This is a genomic window from Polynucleobacter sp. HIN8 (assembly GCF_030297615.1).
GTDB lineage: Bacteria > Pseudomonadota > Gammaproteobacteria > Burkholderiales > Burkholderiaceae > Polynucleobacter.
Genome location: NZ_AP028139.1, coordinates 862,572 through 885,054, shown reverse-complemented (window position 1 = coordinate 885,054; position 22,483 = coordinate 862,572). Strand labels below are relative to the sequence as shown.

The window sequence follows — 22,483 nt, the reverse complement described above, 5'->3', positions numbered from 1 at the left end:
GAATGAAACCAGGTTTTTACACCATTATGGCGGCGCAATTTTTTTCGTCGCTCGCCGATAACGCCCTGCTGATTGCGGCCATCGCTCTCTTAGCCCAGCTCGCTGCCCCGGACTGGATGACCCCGCTTCTCAAACTTTTCTTTGTGCTCTCGTATGTATTGTTGGCCGCCTTTGTCGCAGCCTTTGCTGACTCCCGACCCAAGGGTCAGGTGATGTTCATCACCAACACCATCAAAATTATTGGGTGTGCTGCCATGCTCTTGGGTGCTCATCCACTAGCCTCTTACGCCATTGTGGGTCTTGGTGCTGCCGCTTACTCCCCAGCCAAATACGGCATCTTGACCGAATTACTCCCCCCAGAAAAGTTGGTGGCGGCAAATGGTTGGATTGAAGGTTTAACCGTAGGCTCGATTATTGCTGGCACGGTCTTGGGTGGCGTGTTAATTAGCAGCAAGGTATCCGCTTCCCTGATGAGCTTTGATTTGCCAGTCATTACTACCGGTGTTGATAGTCCTGCTGAATCTGCAATCTCGATCATTATGTTTATTTACTTGATCGCAGCACTCTTTAACTTAAAGATCCCAGATACGGGAGCCCGCTACCCTGAGCAGCACCTTAACCCCATTCAGTTGACCAAAGATTTTTTTGTGGGTTTTCATATTCTGTGGCGTGATCGTTTGGGCCAAATCTCGTTGGCGGTAACTACCTTATTTTGGGGCGCTGGTGCGACCCTGCAGTTCATTGTGTTGAAGTGGGCTGAGACCGCGCTCAATATGAACCTCTCGCAAGGGGCTATCTTGCAAGCGGTTTCCGCCATTGGTGTTGCAGGGGGCGCAGTTTGGGCTGCATCGCGCATTCCATTGAAATCCGCTTTAAAGGTCTTACCTTATGGCGTCGTGATGGGCTTACTGGTGTGCATCATGGCTATTTACCATATTGAATACATTCCTTCGATCGTGCTCTTTAAGATTGGGGCATTGGAAGTCAACTTCAATCTCATCCCTGCCTATGCGCTTCTCATTACAGTGGGCTGGTTAGCGGGATACTTTGTGGTTCCCATGAATGCCCTCTTACAACATCGCGGTCACGTCTTACTGTCTGCGGGTCACTCCATTGCGGTTCAGAACTTCAATGAAAACCTCTCAGTACTCATGATGCTCATGCTGTATGCGCTCTTAATTTGGCTCGACGTTCCTGTTCCGATTGTGATTACAGGGTTTGGTTTGGGTGTTGCGCTCACCATGTGGCTCGTGATTAAAAAACACGAAGCCAATCAGGCCGAGTACGACTCACTGCATCTGATTGGTGAGGCCAAGCACTAATTAGAGGGATTGCAATACGGAGCGAGCCAGTAATAGGTCTTGCCAGACTAAGGCTTTATCTTTTGGCCGATTTAGGCAGTGGGCCAGATCAAAGCTTGCAATCAATGGGATATCTTGACCAGCAATCTCAAGCACGACATCGCGCAACTGGGTGAGTGGATCTTGCTCACCACTTAATACCTGTGCAGCTTGCTCACCAAAGGCAAATGCCACGCATGGTAAATGCGTACTCGGTGTTTGCGTATTCGTTGGTGAGCGCCATTCCCATTCTTTAGGTAAGAGCCCGAGCGCCAAAATCATGTTCTGAAATAAGCGCTCTTGATCCCCGCCGGGTGCTTGACCATAAAACAGCCAATACACCTTGGGCTCTTGATTTGGAATGGCCTGTTGAGACTCGGCAGTTGGCGCAGAGTCGTTCGCAGTGGAGCGCACAGACCACTCTGTGATTCCCATTTCTTTCAGGTAACGTGAGCGTTCATCAATGTGCATAGGGTTTGACTGAGGAGTCGATGTTTTTTACCATCACAATCGCGTCTTCGCGAATTCCAGAAGACGATTCTACTGGGTAATAGGCTTTGCGTCGTGCTAACTCCTCATACCCTGCTTTCTCATACAGAGCAATCGCCGCTTCATTGCTTGGACGAACCTCGAGCAAGATGCGTGGGATCGACAAATTACTCGCTATCGCTTGAATAGCGCTCATGAGGCGCAGCCCCACACCCTGACCACGTAGATCGGTATCCACCGTAATGTTCAGAAGATGCAGATCATCCACCGCTGGAAGCAAAATACAGTAGGCCCATATTCGTTTACTGGGATCACTCACCTCGCGAAGGCAATATGCCCAATGGCCTGCTTGAATTGAATCAATAAAGTTACCGCGTGACCACGGGTGACGATGGGAGCTAGCCTCAATCGCCATGACCGTATCCAGATCTGACTCGGTCATCAACTCCAAAACGAGCTCAGCCAAGCAAATGACCGGTTGGGGCACGGCTTGCGGCATCATTACGTTCTTGGGTAGTGAGGGCGACTTTATTACGGATATAAAGGGGTTCAAGCCGCTCGACCGAAATCACTTGGCCTACTTGGTAACGGTCTTTGGCAAGTTCTAAGATACTCAGTGCGTTGGGTACTAATTGCGCATCAAACTGTCGGCCAACAAAATGATTGGCAAAGTAATCGGTGTACTCGGCCAGTGCATTTCCGGCAATTAGGTCCTCACCGTTATCTGGGATCTCAGCAGGCACCGTCAGTTGAATGGGATGAAGGGGATTAGGTTGGGTTTGCTTGCGTTGATAGCGAGCCCAATACACTTCACCCATGCGGGCATCCAGAGCCATGGTGAATGTCGTATTTTGAGGCGTTTGATAGTGCTCTACAAATTGCAATGCCATGGCATCAAGACTGGTTACGGGAATGACTGGAAATTGCGAACCGATTGATAAGCCTTGAGCAACTGCAACTGAGAGGCGCACTCCAGTGAATGCACCGGGTCCGACTCCCACCGCGAGCGCATCAAGATCTTTAAAGCCTGCACCAAGCTGTTGAAGTAGCTCACTGCACCATGGCAAGAGATGTTGACTGGCTTTTGAACCAAGTTGCTCGTGCCGATGCACAATCGGCTGATCATCAAAACATAAGGCCACCGAACACCACGAGGTCGAAGTGTCGATGGCCAAGATGCGCATGCCTAGCGTCCTAAATTTAGAATTCTTCGTACAGCGGCAGAGTTAAGAACTCCACAAAATGATCATTGGCAACCAGATCCTCAAAAATCTTGGCAGATCGGTCAAACTGTCCAACAGCACCTGAATCCTTAACCTTTTTTAACTCTTCACCAATCAGTTGACGAACTAGCTCAAGGGTGACTTTGCGACCGTCATCGAGAACCCCTTTGGGGGACCGAATCCACTGCCAAACTTGCGAGCGGCTGATCTCAGCGGTAGCCGCGTCTTCCATCAAATTGTGGATCGGCACACAACCGTTGCCCGCCAACCAAGCGCCCATGTAATGAATACCTACGTTGATGTTGTAACGTAGTCCTGCTTCCGTAATGGGGCCTTCTGGAGCAAAGTTGAGTAAATCCCCAGCCGTTACTTGAATGTCATCGCGTTGCCGATCAAATTGATTGGGCTTATCACCCAATACGGCTTTGAACTCATTCATGCATAGCTCAACCAAGCCAGGATGAGCAACCCAACTGCCGTCGTAGCCATCGGTTGCCTCGCGACGCTTGTCCGTCGATACGGCAGCAAGTGCGATTGCATTCTTTTCAGGATCGTTCTTAATTGGGATGAACGCGCTCATGCCTCCCATTGCTGGAGCGCCACGCTTATGGCAGGTCTTTAATAGAAAGAGTGCGTACGAGCGCATGAAGGGCGAGGTCATGGTTACCTTCACGCGATCGGCTAAGCAGAAGTTTTTATCCAGCTTGAACTTTTTAATCGCGGAGAAGATGTAGTCCCAGCGACCTGCGTTTAAACCCGCGCTGTGGTCACGCAACTCATAGAGGATCTCGTCCATCTCAAAAGTTGCGTTAATGGTCTCTACCAATACGGTTGCCTTAATGCTACCGTGCTTCAAGCCAAGCTCTTTCTCAGCCATGGTGAAAATATCATTCCACAAACGCGCTTCGAGATGACTTTCAATCTTTGGCAAATAGAAAAATGGTCCCAAGCCTCTTGCTTCCAAATACTTGCCACTGTTGAAGGTGAAGATGGCGAAGTCAAAAATGCCACCCGATACGCGCTGACCATCCACTAGGACGTGCTTCTCATCGAGATGCCAACCGCGAGGGCGAACAATTAGCGTTGCGGTTTTCTCATTGAGCTTATATTCCTTACCAAAGAGATTGAGCGCAATATCGCGGCGCACGGCTTTCTTTAAATTGACATGTCCTTGAACGATGTTTTCCCAATAGGGACTATTAGAATCCTCAAAGTCCGCCATATACGAATCGGCACCAGAGTTCAGCGCATTAATCACCATCTTGGCGTCAACGGGACCCGTTAGTTCAACACGCCGGGTTTCCAAAGCCTTCGGTACTGGAGCAATCTTCCAATCGCCCTCACGGATTGATTTGGTTTCAGGTAAAAAATCGAGTTTTTGTCCAGCGTCTAATTTTTTTGCTAGTTCGACTCGTTTTTTGAGGAGTTCTTGACGGCGTGGCTCAAAGGCTCGATGCAATTTAGCAACAAACTCGAGGGCATCGGGGGAAACAACAGTTGCGAAATCCGGATTGAGTTTAGCTTTGAGCTCAATGCCATTGGATTCGATGGTTGGGGCGCCAGACATGAATACTCCTAATCGGTTTTAAGGATTAAATGACAAATTGATAACTATTATGCCTGATTTGTTGCACTGCACACAAATCGGGGTTTATGCCAATGCAGCAATCACGTCGGGTGGAGCTTGAACTAACTCAATCAAGACTCCTTCACCTGAAAACATAAATTCTTCATTGGCTTTGGGATGAACAAAAATAATGTCATGGCCAGCCGCTCCTTTGCGGATACCGCCAGGGGCAAAGCGCAGTCCTTGCTGCGTTAACCACTCCACTGCTTTTGGTAAATCATCGACCCACAGGCCAATATGATTGAGTGGCGTTTGATGCACTGCTGGCTTTTTCTCAATATCAAACGGTTGCATCAAATCAATTTCAACTTCGTGGGGGCCATGACCGATGGCACATATATCCTCATCGACGTTCTCGCGCTCAGATACGAAGGTGTCTTTGTATTGCAGTCCAAAGAGATCCACCCACAAGGCTTTCAGTTTTTGCTTGTCAGTGCCGCCAATGGCAATTTGTTGGATACCTAAGATCTTGAATGGTCGGCTCATGATGATTACTTTGCAAACTGAATAATGATTTGATCAACCGCTAGACTCGATCCTTCACTAGCGCAGATATCTGCCACGATGCCATCTTGCGCAGCAAATAGCGTGTTCTCCATTTTCATGGCTTCAATCACGACCAACTTCTGACCGGCACTGACCTTCTCCCCTTTAGCCACATGCAATTTCGTTAAGAGACCAGGCATGGGTGACAGTAATAACTTCGATGTGTCAGGCGGTGCTTTATAGGGCATGCGCCGTTGCAACTCTGCTCCAAATGGACTAAGCACCACGCAGTCAAAATGCACGCCATCTTGCATCAACACATAGCCTAAACCTGGACGCTCCACTTGCGCACATGCCATGGGCTCATCGTTTAAGCGATACGCCAAGCGAATGGAACCCGGTTGCCAATCACTCTCAAGGAAATAATCCGTCATCGCGTGTTTTCCTTGATTGGCCTTGACGGATATTTGGTAACCGTGATCACGCTGCTCAATCTTGGTGTTGTAGGAGGTCTCACCATGCATCACCACAAACTCTTGGGTAATCTTCATCTCGTGGCCCAAGAGTTGCCCTTCAAGCAATTTGGCGCGCTCCAAATACCGGCGGTGCACAAAACTGGCTAGGGCTGGTAAACGATTGGGGTCAGTTGGTAGAACGGATTCTTTTAAGAATCCTTTGGGGAACTCTTCAGCAATGAATCCAGTATTGAACTGGCCCGATAGAAAACGTGGGTGCTGCAACAAGGCGGATTGGAATTGAATGTTTGAATGAATCCCCCGAATCACAAACTCGTTGAGCGCCCCGCGCATTTTACTCATCGCTTCATCGCGATTGGTTCCATGCGTAATCAGTTTGGCAATCATGGAGTCGTAATACATCGGGATCTCACCGCCCTCATACACACCCGTATCAACTCGTACACCATCGTTTGATGCGGGTGGCTGATATTTCACTAAGCGCCCGGTCGAGGGCAAGAAGTTACGTAATGGGTCTTCCGCATTGATGCGGCACTCCATGGCCCAGCCTTTACGTGGGATTTGGTTTTGGGTAAAGGCCAACTTCTCTCCAGCGGCCACCCGAATCATTTGCTCAACAAGATCAAGCCCGGTAATACACTCCGTGACCGGATGCTCAACCTGCAAGCGCGTGTTCATTTCTAAGAAATAGAAAGACTTATCCTTGCCAACCACAAACTCAACAGTACCTGCAGATTGGTAGTGAACTGCTTTAGCAAGAGCAACCGCTTGCTCGCCCATGGCTTTACGGGTGGCATCGTCCAAGAAGGGTGATGGTGCTTCTTCAATCACTTTTTGATGGCGGCGCTGAATGGAGCACTCACGCTCCCACAGATACACCACATTGCCATGCGCATCACCCAATACCTGGATCTCGATATGCCGTGGTTCTTCCACAAACTTCTCAATGAACACGCGATCATCACCAAAACTATTGAGTGCTTCGTTTTTACAGGCCACAAAGCCTTCGGCGGTTTCTTGATCGTTATACGCAACGCGTAATCCCTTACCACCACCGCCGGCAGAGGCCTTGATCATCACAGGGTAACCAATGCCCTGCGCAATTTTTACCGCAGCCTGTGGGTCATCAATGGCTGCATTGTGACCGGGGATGGTATTTACCTTTGCCTCCAAAGCAAGTTTCTTGGAGGCAATCTTGTCACCCATCGCAGCAATCGATTGGTATTTAGGGCCAATAAAGATAATGCCCTCTTCCTCAACCCGTTTGGCAAATTCTTCGTTCTCAGACAAGAACCCGTAGCCTGGATGCACTGCTTGCGCTCCTGTTTCTTTGCAGGCAGCAATGATGCGATCCATACGCAAATACGACTCTCGCGATGGTGGTGGTCCAATGCAAACGGCCTCATCGGCGATGCGCACATGACGGGCCTCGGCATCCGCCTCAGAATAAACCGCTACCGTTTGGATCCCCAACCGTTTAGCGGTCAACATCACTCGGCAAGCAATTTCACCGCGGTTAGCAATTAAGATTTTCTTAAACATAGTGATTGCTCAGTCAATTAAATTAAAGTGGGATGTTGCCGTGTTTACGGGGTGGATTTTGTAAATCCTTATCTTGGAGCATGGCCAGCGATCGTGCGATGCGCTTACGTGATTCATGGGGCATGATCACATCGTCAATATAGCCACGCCGTCCTGCGACAAATGGATTCGCAAACTTTGCTTTGTATTCCGCTTCACGCTCGGCAATCTTTTGCGAATCATTTTTTTCTTCGCGAAAGATAATTTCAACGGCACCCTTCGGTCCCATCACTGCAATCTCTGCCGAAGGCCAGGCAAAGTTCACATCGCCTCGCAAATGCTTGGATGCCATCACATCGTAGGCACCACCATAGGCTTTGCGTGTAATTAAGGTGACCTTCGGAACGGTGCAATCGGCGTAAGCGTAGAGCAACTTAGCACCGTGCTTAATAATGCCACCGTACTCTTGTGCGGTGCCTGGCATAAAGCCTGGTACATCGACCAAAGTTACAACTGGGATATTAAAGGCATCACAAAAGCGCACAAACCGAGCAGCTTTAATCGATGATTTGATATCAAGGCACCCTGCGAGTACCAGCGGTTGATTGGCAACAATACCAGCGGTCTGACCACCAATGCGGGCAAAGCCAATGATGATGTTCTTCGCATAGTCGGGCTGCAACTCAAAGAAATCTTCATCATCCACAATCTTATGAATCAGCTCTTTCATGTCATAGGGCTGATTAGGATTGAGGGGTACTAAGGTATCAAGTGAGTAATCGGGCTCGTCCGACCAAACCAAGCCACCCAGAAATGGGGCTTTTTCTTTATTCGAGAGCGGCAAGTAGCTATAAAAGCGTCGCAGCATCATGATTGCCTCGACATCGTTATTAAAGGCTAGATCACAAACACCGGATACGGTGGAATGGGTGTTCGCACCGCCCAGATCTTCTGCGGTGACATCCTCGTGCGTTACGGTTTTTACTACCTCGGGTCCGGTCACAAACATGTACGAGGTGTCTTTCACCATGAAGATGAAATCCGTCAATGCGGGTGAGTACACGGCCCCACCTGCGCAAGGACCCATGATCAAAGAGATTTGCGGAATTACACCCGAAGCGGATACATTACGCTGAAAGATCTCCGCATAGCCACCAAGTGAAGCCACCCCCTCCTGAATCCGCGCACCACCCGAGTCATTTAGTCCGATAACAGGCGCGCCGACTTTCATGGCTTGATCCATGATCTTGCAGATTTTCTCGGCATGAGCTTCCGATAAAGAGCCGCCCAAAACTGTGAAGTCTTGCGAGAACACAAACACCAAGCGACCATTAATCATGCCGTATCCGGTGACGACGCCATCGCTCGGTACGGTTTGATCGGCCATGCCAAAATCCGTACAGCGATGCTCCACAAACATATCCCACTCTTCAAATGAGTCTTCGTCGAGTAGCAGCTCAATCCGCTCGCGTGCCGTGAGTTTGCCTTTGGCGTGCTGAGCAGCAATGCGTTTTTGACCGCCACCGAGACGCGCTAACTCACGCTTAGATTCCAATTGAGAAATAATGTCTTGCATAAAAACTCCTATCGAATATCGGGTGTTTGCATCGCGTCGAGTAAGCGACGCGCTGCTACGGATGGGGCGATCGTGCCCGCATTTACTGCGGCACTGAGTTCAGGTAATAACTGCTGTACGCCAGGATGGTTCTTAAAATTACTTTTGAGCGCGCTATCAATACGTTCCCACATCCAGGCCGTGGCTTGCTGACGGCGACGCGTCTGTAAATGGCCATTTTTCGTTTCAAGGGATTGAAAGCGTGCGATCTCATCCCATAACTGCGCCACACCTTGATTAAGGAGTGCACTCATTTGCATGACCACGGGATGCCATTGCTCGGCATGATGAGCGGCGTGGTCTGGATTCCCCTGAAATCCCATTAAGCGCAAGGAGCTGGTAATAAATGCTTGGGCACGGGTTGCCGCATTGGGATCGAGATCGGCTTTATTGATCACAATCAGATCAGCGATCTCCATCACTCCCTTTTTGATGGCTTGCAAATCATCGCCGGCATTGGGGAGTTGCAACAACATAAAGAGATCGGTCATGCCAGCCACCGCAATCTCGCTTTGCCCTACCCCAACGGTCTCGACGATCACCACATCATGACCTGCGGCTTCCGCTAAGAGCATCACCTCGCGAGTGCGCTCAGCAACACCGCCTAAAGTGCCCGATGAGGGACTTGGACGAATAAAGGCGTTCTCATTGACGGAGAGAAGTTCCATGCGGGTTTTGTCTCCGAGGATTGATCCACCGGACAAACTCGATGAGGGATCAATTGCAAGGACAGCAACTCGATGGCCTTTTGAGATTAAGTAAAGACCTAAGTTCTCGATGAGGGTGGATTTACCTACTCCAGGCACTCCTGAGATCCCGAGACGAAAGGATCGTCCCGTGTGCGGCAAAATGGTGTTGAGTAATTGATCGGCGCGAGTGCGATGATCGAGTCGCGTTGACTCCAACAAGGTAATGGCTTTAGCCAATGCTCGACGTTGCTCAGTGCACGGTTTGCCGAGCAAGGCCGCCACTAACTGCTCATCGCTTGGGGCATTGGGCATCGCAAGGGCTCAGCGTAGGTTGTTCCGAATTTGCTCGAGCACGTCTTTTGCTGACGCTGGGATCGGCGTACCAGGTCCGTAGATGCCCTTCACGCCTGCCTCATACAGAAACTCGTAATCTTGTCGTGGAATCACACCGCCAACGAACACAATGATGTCATCAGCACCTTGTTTTTTGAGTTCCGCCACAATTGCGGGTACTAAGGTTTTATGACCCGCTGCTAAGGTAGAAATACCCAAAGCATGCACGTCATTCTCAATGGCTTGGCGCGCGCACTCCTCTGGTGTCTGAAACAAAGGTCCCATATCGACATCAAAGCCCAGATCGGCATAGGCGGTCGCCACCACTTTGGCACCCCGATCGTGTCCGTCTTGTCCAAGCTTCGCAATCATGACTCGCGGACGGCGTCCATGTTCTTTAGCAAACTCAGCGATCTCCACTTTGAGTTTTTCCCATCCTTCGGCTGAATCGTATGCGGCTGCGTACACTCCGGTCACCTTTTGCGTATCGGCACGGTGGCGCCCATAGACTTTCTCCAAAGCATCCGACACCTCGCCCACCGTTGCGCGTAAACGAATTGCTTTGACCGCTAAATCCAATAAATTACCTGTGTTGTTCTCGGCTGCTGCTGTTAGATCAGCCAAAGCTTTGTCAACCTGCGATTGATTGCGTTTAGCCTTGATGTCCTTTAAGCGAGCGATTTGATTATTACGAACCATATCGTTATCAATCACCAAGACATCGACTAAGCCCTCCTCTTGCAGTTTGTATTTGTTGACACCGACAATCACATCCGACCCGGAGTCAATCTTGGCTTGCTTTTGTGCAGCGGCCGCTTCGATCTTTAGTTTGGCCCAACCACTTTCCACAGCTTTGGTCATGCCGCCCATCTGATCCACTTCCAAAATAATTTCCCAGGCAGCATCGGCCATCTCTTGGGTGAGTTTCTCCATCATGAACGATCCTGCCCACGGATCAACCACGCTCGTGATATGAGTTTCTTCTTGCAAAATTAATTGGGTATTGCGCGCAATTCGGGAGGACATCTCCGAGGGCAAGGCAATCGCTTCGTCAAATGAATTGGTGTGCAGGGACTGTGTTCCGCCAAAGACCGCGGCCATCGCTTCAATCGTCGTACGCACCACGTTGTTATAGGGATCTTGTTCGGTGAGCGACCAGCCAGAGGTTTGGCAATGGGTGCGCAACATCGATGACTTCGGGTTCTTGGGGTTGAACTCTTTCATGATCCGCCACCACAGCATTCGTGCTGCGCGCAGTTTGGCGACCTCCAGATAGAAGTTCATACCAATGGCAAAGAAGAACGATAAGCGTCCAGCAAACTCATCCACATCTAAGCCCTTGGCTAAGGCAGTCTTTACATACTCTTTGCCATCGGCCAGTGTGAATGCCAGCTCGAGGGCTTGATTCGCTCCAGCTTCTTGCATGTGATAACCCGAGATGGAAATCGAGTTGAACTTGGGCATATTCTTTGCGGTGTACTCAATGATGTCACCGACGATGCGCATCGAAGGTCCAGGTGGGTAGATGTAGGTATTGCGCACCATGAACTCTTTGAGAATGTCATTCTGAATCGTGCCGCTCAATTGCTCTTGCTTCACGCCTTGCTCTTCACCAGCCACGATATAACCTGCCAAGACTGGTAAGACCGCACCGTTCATGGTCATCGACACCGAGATTTTGTCGAGCGGGATACCATCAAACAGAATCTTCATATCTTCTACTGAGTCGATCGCAACCCCTGCTTTACCAACATCGCCGACAACGCGGGGATGATCCGAGTCATAGCCCCGATGCGTGGCGAGATCAAATGCCACCGAGACCCCTTGTCCACCCCCTTCGAGGGCTTTGCGATAGAAGCGATTGGACTCTTCGGCCGTTGAGAATCCGGCATATTGACGAATCGTCCATGGGCGCACCGCGTACATCGTGGCTTGGGGTCCACGCAGATAGGGTTCAAACCCGGGAAGTGAGTTCACATAGGGCAGTCCCTCAAGATCGTTCTTGGTATAGAGCGCCTTGAGATGAATGCCATCCGGTGTGTCCCATCCCAGGGCATCCGGGTTACCGTTTGGAGCCGATTTACTGGCTGCTTTTTGCCATTGCTCGAGAGATTGATCTGCTGCAGTTGGCCACTGCCCGCTGGGTTGTGATGCGTTCTTCGTCATAAGCGCCCCATGTGTGCCTGAATGTGCATTGATATTTTTACTATTTTGCTTGACTTTTATGGATTTGTCCATAGAATTGAATACATAATTATGAATTCAAAAATGTAGTTAGGTTAAAATAATTACTTAATAAACAAGCACTTACATATAAATGAGCAAATTACTATCATCACGGCCGCTGTATGAAGAAGTAGCAGACCAGCTACGCAGCCGTATTTTTGCTCACCACTTAGCACCCGGTGCCTGGATCGACGAGCAATCATTGGCCAAAGAATTTGGGATTAGCCGTACCCCCATGCGCGAAGCAATTAAGGTATTGGCGGCTGAGGGGTTGATCACCATGAAACTGCGCCGTGGTGCTTACGTCACAGAAGTCAATCGTGGCGATCTCGAGCAAATCTTTACGGTTCTCTCCCTGCTTGAAGGTGAGGCTGCCAAGGAGGCCGCCACCAAGGCTAAAGAAAGTGATTTGAATGCCTTAGATGATCTGCACTTGCGGCTTGAGAAAGCCGCGGCCGATCGCAACCTCGATTTATTTTTTGATACCAATGTGCGTTTTCATGAACGCATTATTGCCATTGCGGCCAATCCATGGATGACCAGCGTGATTGCTGATCTTCGTAAGGTTCTAAAACTGCAACGCAAGGATTCTTTATCGCGCACAGGTCGTTTGCAACAATCCTTAAGCGAGCACCGTGAGATCTTAAAAGCCCTCCTCAAGCGCGATCCAGTTGCTGCAGAGCAGGCCATGCGTACGCATCTTGCTCATGGCTTAGAGGCTGCTAAATAAAAAAGCCTCCATATTCCTGGAGGCCTTTATTAAGCAGTGGTGCTCTACTTTTTTACGATCAGATCGCCTGGAATGGATGCGATGTACGCAGCCATATCTTTTAGATCTTTATCGCTAAATTGCTTTACTTGCGATTGCATGATGGCATTATTGCGACCCACTAAGGAACTGCCATCCACCTTATAAGACTTCAAGGCATAGTACAAATAGTCTTCGTATTGACCAGCAATTTTTGGATAAGCCGCAGCAACGGGAGCCTTGAGGCCAGCGCCATGGCAGGCAGCGCAATTATTCTTTTCTACTAGTTCTTTGCCTTTGGTAACGTTTCCGGCAAAGGCTGTACCAATTGAGGCACTCAGCAAGGTTAGGATCAGAGCGGATTTCATCATGTTCTCGATTCCAATTACTTTAAGGGATTACGGGGAGAGGTTGGGGTTTGAGCCGAGTAGTAAGCGGCCAAATCAGCCATGTCCTGATCGGTCAAGCTTCCAGCAATCGCACGCATCGTCGGATGTTTACGCTCACCCGATTTGTAGGCTTTAAGCGAAGCAGCAATGTAATCTGCATTTTGGCCGCCTAGCTTGGGAACTCGGTAGACCTGTGGCCAATCGGCACGGTAGTCGTTGATGGCATGGCAACCCACACAGATCCAGACTTTGGCTTCGCCTGCTTTCGCAGAGCCTTTAGTTTCTTGGGCATGGGCAGTGAGGGAAAATAAGCTGGCGAATACTGCAGCGCCGAGCGAAGTAACGATGGCTTTGTTCATGTGCGTGATCGTGTTGCAAAATGGTTAATATTTTGTAGGCTGAAGTATAGCGGACAGCGAATTGTGTCAGGTATTTTTGTCATCTCCATATACTAAAGGCTTGTCCGATGATTTCGGATTTAACCCCGTTCCTTGAAGGAGTTTCATGAGCGTCATTTCCCAAAAACTGAGCGACCTAGGAATTACCCTAGCCAGCCCTGGTGCACCAGCCGCCGCCTACGTCATGGCTGTCACAAGCGGTCATCAGGTATTTCTTTCGGGCCATATTGCCAAACGCGATGGCAAACCATGGGTGGGTAAATTGGGTTTTGATATGGATACCGCCACGGGTCAGATGGCTGCGCGCAGCATCGCGATTGATTTACTCTCAACTCTCAATGCTCACCTCGGTTCGCTCGATCGCGTTCGTCGGATTGTTAAGGTCATGGGTCTTGTTAACTCAAGCTCTGAGTTCACTGAGCAGCATTTGGTGATGAATGGCTGTTCTGAACTCATCGTCGAGGTATTTGGTGAGATTGGTAAGCACGCCCGCAGTGCGTTTGGGGTTGCGCAAATTCCGTTGGGGGCTTGCGTTGAAATTGAAATGATTGTCGAGATCTAATTCAATAAATTAGCACCGCGGCCCCGTGAATCGATCAAAAGGCTGCGTACAAGCTTGTTGGGGAATAGTTTTCGTACTGCTTGGCAATAGCGTCCGAGCTGCTGTTGATATTGGGTATACAGAGGATCCGCTTGTTCTGGGATACTAAGCTTGTAATCAAGGACAACAAGTTCGTGATCAAACTCAACCAATCGATCAATCCGTAAGCATCGCCCATCCTCGCTCACCACATCAAGCTCATTCCAGGCATTGCGATAGCTCTCAGGATTAAAGAGTGAGCTTAACTCAGGGCTAGTAAAAACCGAGTGGGCGCGCTTGATGGTTCGCTCCGCACTGACCTCGTCGATACCCAATCGACTCGCAAGCGATTGAGGGTCTGGTATTGCGTCCGCCATGCGGTATTGCGACGGCGTAATCCGTTCAAGGATCTGATGAAACCACTCGCCCTCTTGCATCCGTCGCTGCTCATCGATGCCTAAGGCCTGGGTTTCTAAAGAGGTGCTTGGTGTGCCGTGCCACGTCAAGACCAGATCTGGGAAGTCAAATGAGATCTCGCTTGCGCTGAACGGTTCCGAGGCGATTGAATGCGTTTGGGCATTTGATGCTTCCTCGAGTTCTGTGAAGACTGGAACTTGCCCCTCGCATGAACGCTCATACCAACTATCAGGTACCAAACCGCCCTGCTGCCGATGACGCGCACTCTCTACTCCACTCAACCACAGTCCCTGCTTAGCTCGAGTGAGTGCCACGTAGAGAAGGTTCCAGTTCTCATGCAAAGCAATCTGTTTCTCTTGTTCTACCAATTCTTCACGGGCTTTGGATAAGCTCAGTTTCGTGAACATGGATAGATGGTTTGGCGCTTCATGATCAGGATCCCAGTCCAGCAATACGCCGCGCCCCGGGTTTGTGATGGCAGTGTGATTGCAGTCCAGGATGATTACAAACGGAGCCTCCAATCCTTTCGCACCATGAATAGTCATTAAGCGAATCCGTTGTTGGCGGTGGGCGATTGAGTGGGTGTCCAGATCAAAATCCCCTTCATCCACATCATCGCCCTCATCATCCAGAGGCACTTGACCGCGCATCTCACCTTCATCAGGAGTCTCATCTTGATCACCACGACGCATCTGTTTAAGTTGAGAGATAAATCGTCCTAAGCTGGGATAACGTCCGCCGTCAAGATTTAGAGCGAGCTCTAGAAACGCATCTAAATTGGCTAAGACCTGATCCCGGTCTCGAGGCTGGCAAACACTGGCGTATTTGCAACGAATATCGCCCGAGTAATAGACGTGATCGAGAAAATCATGCACTGGGAGATGTTTCGCTAACTCCATCCACGCCATCAGTTGCTGCGCGATACCTAAAAAGACGTCCGCATATGGATGATCGTTGGCGTGCGATAAGGCTTCCCACCAATTGCGATAACCGCGATTACTTTGAACCAACTCCGAGAGCGTTTGCATCTGTGCTTCATTCATGCCATACAAGGGACTGCGCAAGATCTGTGCAAGGGCAAGATCATGATTTGGATTACTCAAAATGGTCAGTAAGGCGATCAGGTCATCAACCTCCAGGGTCTCAAGTAAACCACCTAAGCGTGGACTCTCAAACAATAGATTGGCGTGGCGCAATGCTTCTTCATACTCGGGGAGGTATTGACGGCGCTTGACGAGAACCAAGAAGTCTCCGGGGCGAGCCGGTCGCCAAACATGGTTACGTTGCTGGTGATGACTCGGGTCAACCACTTCATCAAGCACTAAGCGGGTACGCATCACCGTATCAATTAATTGCGCAAGTCGCTGCCCTTCTAATAATCGTTGCTGTTTTGCTCCGGTCTCGCGGCGATCAAGATGGGGCATCGCCAAGGCGTTATCCCGTGCATTGGCCTGCGGCTCATCAATGATTGGGATCAATGGCAAACGGTATGCCTCGCCTTCAGCAAGGTTTGCATGGCTGGGAATGTCTGGGGCATGCCACAGCGTCTTCTGAATCTGAAATGGATACGCTTTAGGAATTCGGTCGCTGGTAAAAATACGGTTGACCGCTTCTACAATCGCAGGCGCATTACGACGCGTCGTATTTTGCTGTTCGAGGTGAGCCTGATCGTGCTTTTGTAAAAAATGCGTAGCGGCTGTAAATAATCGAGGGTCCGCACGACGAAAGCGATAAATTGATTGCTTGGGGTCGCCGACGATGAATACCTTTGGCTTCTGATGATCCTCACCGTAGGCTGCAAGCCAAGATCGCAAAATTTGCCATTGCAAGGGATTGGTATCTTGAAACTCGTCAATCAAAATATGGCGATAGCGTGCATCCAAACGCGCTTGCCAATAGGCCGCAACATGGGGATCAGAGATCATTTGTGCGACACCAAGTTCTAGGTCATCAAAATCACGAACGCGCATACGCTCCTTGGCACGCTCAATGTGTTCTAGCATGGCTGTGCCGATGCTAAACCACGCTTGATTCAGTGCTAAGGCCTGTTGCTGAGATTGCCATTCGACATACTGTTCACATGCGCTAGCCCACGCTTGCCGAATAGCAATAAATCGATTGAGATCGTAGTTCTGTCCTTCTAAATATGTCTGAATCGCTTTCGAGGCAGCATCGTTATCTTTGCGAGACCTTGGCAGCTCATCGCGCGTCATAAAAACAGGGATCAGTAGATGAAGTGCTTTATCCAATTGCTGTTGCTCAAGGGCGTCCAATGCTCCACTCAACTCCGTAAGTCCCTGCTGATCCCGAACGCCGCCGTTAGAGAAGGCGTCGTGCAGCATCCTAAGCTCAAGGCTTGCGGTACTTTCTTGAAGTTTTGTGAATAAAGGATTGGGTTGAGAAAGCGTGTTACAGCATTTACGTAAGGTCTGCGTCACACATTCACCGCGAGCTTCACAGGCTTTCTTGAAAAATACCCATGCACCCTTTTGCTGCACGAGCCCATGGGTTCCAAACAAAAATTGATTAGCCTGTGCTGAACCCAATTGATCAATCAAATACTCGTACTGTTGCAAAATGTCGCTAGGCATTGAGGCCCACCAATCCTCTAAGCACTCCTCTTGCAAACGCTTTGCATCCTCTCGCAGCGTAAATCCAGACTGAGCCCCCATGGAGACTGGCGCCCCAGCCAGTAAGCGCCCAAACCAGCCATGAAAGGTATCAATCGATACGGTATGGGGGTTTGAAAGTAAACGTGGATAAAGGGTTCGCGCTGCTTGCAGTTGCGTTTGTGCCGCCTCAGCATCAAGCCCTCGTTCCACAAGCGCTTTGATAATCTCGGGATCACTAAAGGTAGTCCAGGATTGCAACAACTGATAAAGACGCTCGCGCATTTCTTGGGCAGCTTTACGCGTAAAGGTCAGAGCCAAAATGGATCGGGGCGACTCACCGGATAGCAAAATACGAACAAGGCGTGCAACCAGCAACCAGGTCTTTCCGCTCCCCGCGCACGCAGAGACCACGACCGAGCGTTGTGGATCACAGACGATCGAGATATTAAGTGATTGCTGAGCGCTCACCACATCCCCTTTCGGCAAATACCGCGGGCATCGCAATAACGGCACGTGCTCTCAGGGGCAAAAGCTCGCATGGCACCTCCAGACCAGACGCTCCCCAGATCACTTTGCAATTGCGCATGAAGCTGCTGCATGGCCAGAGGGATCTCCGCGATCGTGACTGAGCGCTTGCTTGCATCTTTTTTCTTGAGGTTCATCTTCAGCGCTACCCAATCAAGCTGATCAATCGGGCCTTGTGCAGATAAGGCTTCGGCATAGAGCAATAACTGGGGATCGTCCATGAGTTGGGTACTGCGCTCCATGACCTTTTCACGACTTTGATTCTTATAGTCCAGGATCGAGAGTAATGAGGTATTCGGTTGTTGGTCGATTCGGTCGGCGTAACCCTCAATTCGAATCTGATGGAATTGCCCATGCTCGTCGGAGAAATTGAACTCAAAGCCAAGTTTGCGTTCGGCATCATGAAAGCGCCAACCCTGTGACTCGCGCTCAAGTTGCCACTCCACAAAACTAGGAATTTGTTTTTGCCAATCGCGCAACTGACCGACGATGCGCTGATCACCCTCCAGTAATCGACTAAAGCCTTGCTCAGAAGCGTGCATGAGGTGCGTGATCATCCAATCTTTTCGAAACTCCAAATCGCTCATGCGTTTTGCATCGCGTGCCTCGGTACTTTTTAGTTCTTGGAAAAAATTACGCAGGATTTGATGCAGGGTTTGACCCAGCATCGATGCATCGAGCGCTTCATCGAGGTCCTTGCGTTTTCGAAGACCAAGAAGGCTGCGAACGTAGTATTGATAGGGACAGGCGCGTAACGCCCGATACGCACTCGGGCTCATTCGAGTCGGCATGGGCAATCCATCAAGTCGGGTTGCTTGCGACATTTCTATGGGTCTGGCTACGGCCGATCGTGCAAAACGATTGGCCTCGCGCGTTGCAAGTTGCGGCAGATTGGCTTGCAAACGCATGATCCAAGGCGATGCTCGCAGGGGCTCACCGCTAGCTCCCTCGCTTTGCCATAAAAGATCAATGTAGGAGTAGGAGGCAAAGAGTTGAGAAAGATCGCGTGCCTGTTGTCGGTATTGCCAAGCCATATCTGTGCCGCCAAGAGTCTGGCACAGGGTCTCTGAAAAGAACAGCGGGGTCTCGCTGTAACTCGGTAATTGGCGTTCATCGCAACCGACCATCACAATGGCATCAAAGCGGCGCAATCGTGTCGCACTCAGTGGCAAGATGGTCACGCGTGCCAACGCATCACTGCCCTGCTCGCGATAAACCTCCTCCTCCATTCGAGTCTTTAAAAAGATAACCCATTCGGCAAGAGGCATGCGCAGTGACGGTAGCCGGCTTTGCTCTAAACCCAGCTTATCGAGCATGGCGAGTAACTGCAAGCCTGCAGCATCGCGCTCAAATTGATCACGCATCCCAAAGTGCGATAGATCGTCTTGCAGCTGCTCGAGGGCTCTCGCACACAGCAGGTTTTGCATCTCACGCCCCTGCCAAAGGCTGACTCGCTTTCGGATTGATTGCAAGAGACGATGTAAGCGAGGGTCGTACTCAGAACTTGCTCCTGCTTCAATGGCCAAATAGAAACTGACCCACGAGGCTCTTGCCTGCTTGATGAGCAACATACCTTCGAGTTCACCAATCAGTACTGCGATCTCGTTTGGTGTGGTTTCAAACAATTGGCTGATATCCAGAAATGGATTTTTGAGGAACTCAAGTAAGGTGTTGGCGCTTGGCCCCTGTGGTGGCGAGCGCAATAACTCAAGCCATGCATGAAGTGCTGCGGCTGCACGGGTGGTCGAGAGTTTCCAGCCAGTTTCGTCTTCGATCGATAAGCCGGATCCAAAACGGGCTAACAAGGCACGCGTGCGGCGTGCCAATAAACGATCTTGCGCCACAAGAGCAATCTGAGTGCGCCCAGCAAGAAGATGGCTCTCAATGCAACGCGTTGCTTCCCAAGCAAGGTCTTCAAAACGTTTTGCGCTCAGGCACGTCATGTGTTTTTCAAGTAACGCAGAGCGATTGATTTGCAATTGCTCGTCCTTAGATGCATGGGTATCCATGGTCTCGGGCCACAGACCAATCGAGTTCCAATCCATCACAAAACGGTGCACCGGGATGAACGCCTCGCAATGGCCAAGAAACCCCTCATCAGAGCGCGCTTGCGATTCATTCTCTTCGATGGTTTCTATCCAAATGAGTGGTCGGCGCGTCTCTGGATTCATTTTCCATTGATGCAGATGCGATACCAGTGCGAGGTGTTGAGTCATGATGGGATCGCGCTCGGAACTGAGATAGCGCCAGTAGGCCAAGAGAACCGCGGATTCTTTCGTAACCAGTTCTTGGGCTAGTCGGGGATACGCCTCTGTGATCGCTTGGGTCAGCTTGCTTTGTACCTGCTCGATCCCTTGTTCGAGATCCAATTGCTCAATGTTCCAAGCGAGCTGGGGAAGCACGCTTTGCGATAAAAGATCGCAGGCACTGACGATCGCACTTGCCAAACTCCAGGCACCACCCTCACCCTCTGCTGTAAACCAAGCCCGTAAATTAGGATGCGTTTGCATCGTGGCATACGTTTGCAAGATCCGTTCCGTGTGCGATTGTGGCATTGGTAAGTGCAAGCCATTTGGAGCGAGTGCCAGCCAATCGGCGAGACTGTGCACTTCAGGTAATGGCATTGTGTTAGAGGCGCGATTTGCCTCTAACGCTAAACGCAAACTCAGATTGGGTCCTGCAGTGGGCAGAATCACCAAGGGGCGCTCATTACTTGCTGCCGCAATCGCCCAGATTTTCTGAGCCATTTGCGTTAATGCGTCATGGTTCGGAATGATCAAATGCGTTTGCATAGCAACTGGTTCGCTTAGGGCTGGGGCGGGATTTTGGCATGAATCGTGGCTTATTGATAATATAGGGTTTGGAATTGCCCTTTGATGAGCAATTTCATCCATTTAAACCATAAGGAATTTTCATGAGTGCCGGCATTAAACACGTTAGTGATGCATCGTTTGAACAAGATGTGCTCAAGTCTGACAAACCCGTTCTCCTCGACTTCTGGGCCGAATGGTGCGGTCCTTGCAAGATGATCGGACCCATTTTGGAAGAGCTCTCGACCGAGTATGGCGATCGCATCCAAATTGCGAAGATGAACGTTGATGAGAACCAAGGCGTTCCCGCCCAGTTCAATATTCGGGGCATTCCAACACTAATTTTGTTCAAAAATGGCACGGTTGCTGCTCAAAAAGTAGGCGCTCTCGCCAAATCCCAACTAACGGCATTCATTGATAGCAATCTGTAATTAAATCGGTTTTAGTATGGTCGGAGTCAGGCTCACTACTCGAGCCTGACCCGTTTTAGCCCTCATCAGTCCCAAAAATTACGTGTTTTGCCGTTTTTTAGTGTAGTATCTAGTTTCAATGACGGTCTATATCCGGCCCTCCACAAACTTTATCCCAACTTCAAACGACTTATTTATCTAACGCTGTAACCGTTTATCGTTTTTCTTAGCCGATCGGCACCCTCCATTTTCTTTTCCTTTCTTGTTTCATCCTAAGCACACATCATGCAATTAACTGAACTTAAAGTACTTCACGTTTCCCAACTTCTCGAAATGGCCGCTGGTCTCGAGATAGAAAATACTCAACGGATGCGCAAACAAGAACTCATGTTTGCTATTCTTAAAAAGCGCGCTAAGGCTGGTGAACAAGTTTTTGGCGATGGTGTCTTGGAAGTGTTGCCCGATGGCTTTGGATTTTTACGCTCACCCGAGTCGTCGTATATGGCCTCTCCCGATGATATCTATATCTCACCTGCGCAAATCCGTCGTTTTAATTTACACACCGGTGACAGCATTGAAGGCGAAGTACGCACCCCCAAGGAAGGTGAGCGCTACTTCGCTTTAGTGAAGGTGGACAAGATCAATGGCATGGCGCCAGAGGATCTCAAAAATCGCATCATGTTTGAGAACCTTACACCGCTTCACCCCAATCGCAATATTGCTCTCGAGCGCGATATCAAGGCTGAAGAGAATCTAACCGGTCGCATTATCGATATGATCTCGCCAATTGGTTTTGGCCAGCGCGGTCTGATCGTCGCTTCACCGAAGTCAGGTAAGACCGTGATGATGCAGCATGTGGCCCATGCAATCTCCCAAAATTATCCAGACGCCATCTTGATTGTTCTGCTCGTCGATGAGCGTCCTGAAGAGGTTACTGAGATGCAGCGCTCGGTCCGTGGTGAAGTGGTTGCCTCCACATTTGATGAACCAGCTGTCCGTCACGTTCAAGTTGCTGAGATGGTGATCGAGAAAGCTAAGCGTTTAGTGGAAATGAAAAAAGATGTGATTATTTTGTTGGACTCGATTACACGTCTAGCTCGCGCCTATAACACGGTAGTGCCCTCCTCCGGAAAAGTGCTCTCTGGTGGTGTAGATGCCAATGCCTTGCAGCGCCCTAAGCGTTTCTTCGGTGCTGCTCGTAATATTGAGGAAGGTGGATCGCTCACGATTTTGGCAACCGCGCTGATCGAGACCGGTAGCCGCATGGACGATTTAATCTACGAAGAGTTCAAGGGCACGGGCAATATGGAGGTTCATTTAGAGCGTCGTCTTGCAGAGCGTCGCGTCTATCCAGCCATTAACCTCAATAAATCGGGTACTCGCCGTGAGGAATTGCTTGTCAAGCCTGAAAACCTCCAGAAAATCTGGGTCTTGCGTAAGCTCCTAGCCGATATGGACGAGATCGAGGCCATGAACTTCATTGTCGATAAACTCAAGTCCACCAAGAATAACGCGGAGTTCTTTGAGCTGATGCGCCGAGGCGGCTAATGATTAGAGCTTAAGCGTTGA

The 22,483-nt window shown here is 49.9% G+C and carries 18 protein-coding genes; 5 read left to right on the top strand and 13 right to left on the bottom strand.

Going from position 1 to position 22,483, the window contains the following annotated elements:
- Window positions 1–2: 2 nt before the first annotated feature.
- Window positions 3–1,322: a lysophospholipid transporter LplT gene (lplT, locus tag QUE65_RS04750; RefSeq protein WP_286282239.1), complete on the top strand. Its 1,320-nt coding sequence runs from the start codon at window positions 3–5 to the stop codon at window positions 1,320–1,322.
- On the opposite strand, the gene QUE65_RS04745 is transcribed toward lplT, so the two are convergent.
- The 9 genes from QUE65_RS04745 to scpA form a co-directional block, all read right to left on the bottom strand.
- Window positions 1,323–1,811 carry a DNA polymerase III subunit psi gene (locus tag QUE65_RS04745; RefSeq protein ID WP_286282238.1) on the bottom strand — a complete coding sequence of 163 codons (489 nt, stop codon included), beginning with the start codon at window positions 1,809–1,811 and terminating at the stop codon, window positions 1,323–1,325.
- On the bottom strand, window positions 1,801–2,316 hold the full coding sequence (rimI, locus tag QUE65_RS04740; RefSeq protein ID WP_286282237.1) for a ribosomal protein S18-alanine N-acetyltransferase: 516 nt from the start codon (window positions 2,314–2,316) through the stop codon (window positions 1,801–1,803). The genes QUE65_RS04745 and rimI overlap by 11 nt, the downstream gene beginning before the upstream one ends.
- Window positions 2,288–3,013 (bottom strand): tRNA (adenosine(37)-N6)-threonylcarbamoyltransferase complex dimerization subunit type 1 TsaB, encoded by a 726-nt coding sequence (gene tsaB, locus QUE65_RS04735; protein ID WP_286282236.1) that lies wholly within the window; start codon window positions 3,011–3,013, stop codon window positions 2,288–2,290. Before tsaB ends, rimI begins: the two co-directional genes overlap by 29 nt.
- Before the next feature lie 16 nt (window positions 3,014–3,029).
- Window positions 3,030–4,619 (bottom strand): malate synthase A, encoded by a 1,590-nt coding sequence (aceB, locus tag QUE65_RS04730; RefSeq protein WP_286282235.1) that lies wholly within the window; start codon window positions 4,617–4,619, stop codon window positions 3,030–3,032.
- A gap of 84 nt (window positions 4,620–4,703) precedes the next feature.
- Window positions 4,704–5,165 (bottom strand): VOC family protein, encoded by a 462-nt coding sequence (locus tag QUE65_RS04725; protein WP_286282234.1) that lies wholly within the window; start codon window positions 5,163–5,165, stop codon window positions 4,704–4,706.
- A gap of 5 nt (window positions 5,166–5,170) precedes the next feature.
- Entirely contained in the window at window positions 5,171–7,183 is a 2,013-nt protein-coding gene (accC, locus tag QUE65_RS04720; protein WP_286282233.1) for an acetyl-CoA carboxylase biotin carboxylase subunit, read from the bottom strand.
- 22 nt (window positions 7,184–7,205) lie between these two features.
- Entirely contained in the window at window positions 7,206–8,738 is a 1,533-nt protein-coding gene (locus QUE65_RS04715) for an acyl-CoA carboxylase subunit beta (RefSeq protein WP_108508348.1), read from the bottom strand.
- Window positions 8,739–8,746: 8 nt separating this feature from the next.
- Complete coding sequence (meaB, locus tag QUE65_RS04710; protein WP_286282232.1) at window positions 8,747–9,778, bottom strand: methylmalonyl Co-A mutase-associated GTPase MeaB; 1,032 nt, start codon at window positions 9,776–9,778, stop codon at window positions 8,747–8,749.
- 9 nt (window positions 9,779–9,787) lie between these two features.
- A complete protein-coding gene (gene scpA / locus QUE65_RS04705; RefSeq protein WP_286282231.1) occupies window positions 9,788–11,965 on the bottom strand; it encodes a methylmalonyl-CoA mutase in 2,178 nt (725 codons plus the stop codon).
- 151 nt (window positions 11,966–12,116) lie between these two features.
- On the opposite strand from scpA, the gene QUE65_RS04700 reads away from it, so the two are divergent.
- Complete coding sequence (locus QUE65_RS04700; protein ID WP_215372314.1) at window positions 12,117–12,755, top strand: GntR family transcriptional regulator; 639 nt, start codon at window positions 12,117–12,119, stop codon at window positions 12,753–12,755.
- 44 nt (window positions 12,756–12,799) lie between these two features.
- Here the strand turns inward: QUE65_RS04700 and QUE65_RS04695 are convergent, their stop codons facing one another.
- Both QUE65_RS04695 and QUE65_RS04690 read right to left on the bottom strand, forming a co-directional pair.
- Window positions 12,800–13,141, bottom strand: coding sequence for a c-type cytochrome (locus QUE65_RS04695; RefSeq protein WP_286282433.1), 342 nt, complete (start codon window positions 13,139–13,141; stop codon window positions 12,800–12,802).
- A gap of 17 nt (window positions 13,142–13,158) precedes the next feature.
- Window positions 13,159–13,521: a c-type cytochrome gene (locus QUE65_RS04690; protein ID WP_286282229.1), complete on the bottom strand. Its 363-nt coding sequence runs from the start codon at window positions 13,519–13,521 to the stop codon at window positions 13,159–13,161.
- 145 nt (window positions 13,522–13,666) lie between these two features.
- Between QUE65_RS04690 and QUE65_RS04685 the strand changes: the two genes are divergently transcribed.
- A complete protein-coding gene (locus QUE65_RS04685) occupies window positions 13,667–14,122 on the top strand; it encodes a RidA family protein (protein WP_215372311.1) in 456 nt (151 codons plus the stop codon).
- On the opposite strand, the gene QUE65_RS04680 is transcribed toward QUE65_RS04685, so the two are convergent.
- The gene (locus tag QUE65_RS04680; RefSeq protein ID WP_286282228.1) at window positions 14,119–17,637 is read right to left on the bottom strand and encodes a UvrD-helicase domain-containing protein; all 3,519 of its coding nucleotides are present in this window, start codon (window positions 17,635–17,637) and stop codon (window positions 14,119–14,121) included. The two genes, QUE65_RS04685 and QUE65_RS04680, sit on opposite strands and share 4 nt — an antisense overlap.
- Window positions 17,634–20,486: a PD-(D/E)XK nuclease family protein gene (locus QUE65_RS04675; RefSeq protein ID WP_286282227.1), complete on the bottom strand. Its 2,853-nt coding sequence runs from the start codon at window positions 20,484–20,486 to the stop codon at window positions 17,634–17,636. Before QUE65_RS04675 ends, QUE65_RS04680 begins: the two co-directional genes overlap by 4 nt.
- Before the next feature lie 122 nt (window positions 20,487–20,608).
- Here QUE65_RS04675 and trxA point away from each other — a divergent pair, with 122 nt between their 5' ends.
- Both trxA and rho read left to right on the top strand, forming a co-directional pair.
- Window positions 20,609–20,935 carry a thioredoxin TrxA gene (gene trxA, locus QUE65_RS04670; protein ID WP_215372305.1) on the top strand — a complete coding sequence of 109 codons (327 nt, stop codon included), beginning with the start codon at window positions 20,609–20,611 and terminating at the stop codon, window positions 20,933–20,935.
- A gap of 264 nt (window positions 20,936–21,199) precedes the next feature.
- Entirely contained in the window at window positions 21,200–22,462 is a 1,263-nt protein-coding gene (rho, locus tag QUE65_RS04665) for a transcription termination factor Rho (protein ID WP_215372303.1), read from the top strand.
- The last annotated feature ends 21 nt before the right edge of the window (window positions 22,463–22,483 follow it).

Bases quoted from the DNA above. Each gene is read 5' to 3' on its own strand.
- lplT (WP_286282239.1), top strand. From the start codon at position 3: ATGAAACCAGGTTTTTACACCATTATGGCGGCGCAATTTTTTTCGTCG.
- tsaB (WP_286282236.1), bottom strand. From the start codon at position 3,013: ATGCGCATCTTGGCCATCGACACTTCGACCTCGTGGTGTTCGGTGGCC.
- accC (WP_286282233.1), bottom strand. From the start codon at position 7,183: ATGTTTAAGAAAATCTTAATTGCTAACCGCGGTGAAATTGCTTGCCGA.
- QUE65_RS04690 (WP_286282229.1), bottom strand. From the start codon at position 13,521: ATGAACAAAGCCATCGTTACTTCGCTCGGCGCTGCAGTATTCGCCAGC.
- scpA (WP_286282231.1), bottom strand. From the start codon at position 11,965: ATGACGAAGAACGCATCACAACCCAGCGGGCAGTGGCCAACTGCAGCA.
- trxA (WP_215372305.1), top strand. From the start codon at position 20,609: ATGAGTGCCGGCATTAAACACGTTAGTGATGCATCGTTTGAACAAGAT.
- meaB (WP_286282232.1), bottom strand. From the start codon at position 9,778: ATGCCCAATGCCCCAAGCGATGAGCAGTTAGTGGCGGCCTTGCTCGGC.
- rho (WP_215372303.1), top strand. From the start codon at position 21,200: ATGCAATTAACTGAACTTAAAGTACTTCACGTTTCCCAACTTCTCGAA.
- QUE65_RS04675 (WP_286282227.1), bottom strand. From the start codon at position 20,486: ATGCAAACGCATTTGATCATTCCGAACCATGACGCATTAACGCAAATG.
- QUE65_RS04685 (WP_215372311.1), top strand. From the start codon at position 13,667: ATGAGCGTCATTTCCCAAAAACTGAGCGACCTAGGAATTACCCTAGCC.
- QUE65_RS04745 (WP_286282238.1), bottom strand. From the start codon at position 1,811: ATGCACATTGATGAACGCTCACGTTACCTGAAAGAAATGGGAATCACA.
- QUE65_RS04715 (WP_108508348.1), bottom strand. From the start codon at position 8,738: ATGCAAGACATTATTTCTCAATTGGAATCTAAGCGTGAGTTAGCGCGT.
- QUE65_RS04725 (WP_286282234.1), bottom strand. From the start codon at position 5,165: ATGAGCCGACCATTCAAGATCTTAGGTATCCAACAAATTGCCATTGGC.
- QUE65_RS04700 (WP_215372314.1), top strand. From the start codon at position 12,117: ATGAGCAAATTACTATCATCACGGCCGCTGTATGAAGAAGTAGCAGAC.
- aceB (WP_286282235.1), bottom strand. From the start codon at position 4,619: ATGTCTGGCGCCCCAACCATCGAATCCAATGGCATTGAGCTCAAAGCT.
- QUE65_RS04695 (WP_286282433.1), bottom strand. From the start codon at position 13,141: ATGAAATCCGCTCTGATCCTAACCTTGCTGAGTGCCTCAATTGGTACA.